We start from the raw sequence: 2,013 nt of genomic DNA, 5'->3' as shown, positions 1-2,013 counted from the left end.
GCTGCAGTTTGGCGGCGGTTGCCAGGGCTGCGGCCAGGCGGACGTCACCCACAAGGAAGGCATCGAGCGCACCTTGCTTGAGCGCATTCCCGAGCTGAAAGGTGTTCGCGACGTGACCGACCACACGCAGAAAGAAAACGCCTACTACTAAGTAAGGTGTTCACTGCGGACATGAAAAACGGCGCCCCGTGAGCGCCGTTTTTTTATGCACTTGATTAATGAGTGCCTGTTTACTGTGTGGTGAGGGGATTTATCCCCGATGGGTTGCGAAGCAGCCCCAGAAAAGGAACTGCTGCGCAGTTCATCGGGGATAAATCCCCTCGCCACAGGTTGTACCCAATCCCATATGATTCAGGGCCTGTACAGGTGCGCATGCCCCGCGCGATACAACGATGACTCGCTAAACACCTCACTGCCCAACACCCGTCCAACCAGAATCAGCGCCGTACGCCGAAACCCTTTGGCTGCAACCTTCCCGGCAATATCCGCCAGCGTCCCCACCACCCAGTCCTGATCCGGCCACGTCGCCCGGTGAATCACCGCAATCGGGCAATCCGCGCCGTAGTGCGGTAGCAGTTCCACGAGGATTTTCTCCAGATGATTGACCCCCAGATGAATCGCCATGGTCGCGCCATGCTGCGCCAGACTGGCGAGTTCTTCGCCCGCCGGCATCGCGGTTTTGTCGGCATAACGGGTCAGAATCACGCTCTGCGACACATCCGGCAGGGTCAGTTCGGCCCCTAACAACGCCGCACACGCGGCTGTTGCCGTCACGCCGGGGATGATCTCGAACGGAATGTTCAGCTCGCGCAGATGGCGAATTTGCTCGCCGATCGCGCCGTACAGGCTCGGATCGCCCGAATGCACGCGCGCCACATCCTGACCGTTGGCATGGGCGACCTTGATCAACTCAATGATCTGCTCCAGATGCAATTCGGCGCTGTTGACCACGGTCTCGGCCTGATGCCCCTCCAGCACCGCCGCCGGGACCAGCGAGCCTGCATAGATGATCACCGGGCAGCGACGGATCAGCCGCTGGCCTTTGACGGTGATCAATTCCGGGTCGCCGGGGCCGGCGCCGATGAAGTAGACGGTCATCGTGGAATCCTTTGAAAACAGCCGCAGCAACCCTTCAGATGAAGATTGCTCATGATCGAGGGCGGGGATTATCGGGGGTTTACGCAGCGCCGGCCAAGGCCAACGTCGCCTGGGCGTATTTTTGACGGGAAATCAGCAGCTTTGCCGGGGCCTGAATCAGTTGTTCGGCCAGGGCCAGGGCGGCACTTTCCGCCACGCCGTAACAACCGGTTCGCTCGTACGCGATCTGCGAGTGGTGACTGAGCCGTTGCTGATAACCGGCCAGTTCTGCGCTGCTGAAGTACAGCAACGGCAGAGCCAGTTGTGCGGCTAGTTCCTGCAAACCCGGTTCATCACGCTTGAGGTCGATACTGGCCAGGGCCTTGACTGCCTCAAGTTCAATGCGATGGGCCTGCAAGGCCTGATCGAGTAACGCGCGCAGCGTGCTGGCCGGGCAGCCACGCTGGCAGCCCAGGCCGACCACAAAGGTCGACGCTGCGCGGTCATTCATCATACGTGGTAGTGACCATCGCTTTTGCGGCGGAACAACCACGCGCTGATCAGGCCCAGGGACAGCCAGAACGCCACGTTGGTCAACTGCGAAGCGATTTTGAACTGGGCTTCAAGTGCTTCAGGGGCGAGCATGGAGTGCACTTCCGGTTGTGGCGCGCCAATCACATGTGGCACCGCAAGGATCGCTACCCCGAGGATCTTCATCACCCATGGACGGCTGAAGGCGATCAGCGCGAGGCCGACGGCCGTGGACGCGGCGGTACCGATCCACCACAGCTGCCGCGAGGCCAGATCGGCGGCAGCGGTGCCGGGCAGTTCAGGCGGCAGGCCCAGCGTCGGGGCGAGGACGAAGGTGGCGTAACCAGCCAGGCCCCAGAGCAGGCCTTGCGAGGTTTTGGTCGGTGCACGCAGGGTGTACAGACC

Annotated in this window: 4 protein-coding genes; 1 reads left to right on the top strand and 3 read right to left on the bottom strand. The window is 61.4% G+C overall.

All coding sequences use genetic code 11. From position 1 onward, the window contains the following. The coding region (locus DBR24_RS12225) for a NifU family protein (protein ID WP_177490530.1) at nucleotides 1-151 on the top strand (151 nt) is incomplete at its 5' end. A gap of 200 nt (nucleotides 152-351) precedes the next feature. On the opposite strand, the gene cobM is transcribed toward DBR24_RS12225, so the two are convergent. The 3 genes from cobM to DBR24_RS12210 all read right to left on the bottom strand — a co-directional run. Further along, nucleotides 352-1,098 carry a precorrin-4 C(11)-methyltransferase gene (cobM, locus tag DBR24_RS12220; RefSeq protein ID WP_128614877.1) on the bottom strand — a complete coding sequence of 249 codons (747 nt, stop codon included), beginning with the start codon at nucleotides 1,096-1,098 and terminating at the stop codon, nucleotides 352-354. A gap of 79 nt (nucleotides 1,099-1,177) precedes the next feature. Continuing rightward, nucleotides 1,178-1,591 (bottom strand): cobalamin biosynthesis protein, encoded by a 414-nt coding sequence (locus DBR24_RS12215; protein WP_123468208.1) that lies wholly within the window; start codon nucleotides 1,589-1,591, stop codon nucleotides 1,178-1,180. Continuing rightward, the coding region (locus DBR24_RS12210) for a CbtA family protein (protein ID WP_177490529.1) at nucleotides 1,588-2,013 on the bottom strand (426 nt) is incomplete at its 5' end. The genes DBR24_RS12210 and DBR24_RS12215, both read right to left, overlap by 4 nt.

It is taken from the genome of Pseudomonas sp. HMWF006 (genome assembly GCF_003061205.1).
Lineage (GTDB): Bacteria > Pseudomonadota > Gammaproteobacteria > Pseudomonadales > Pseudomonadaceae > Aquipseudomonas > Aquipseudomonas monsensis.
This window is presented reverse-complemented; position numbering and strand designations above follow the sequence as displayed.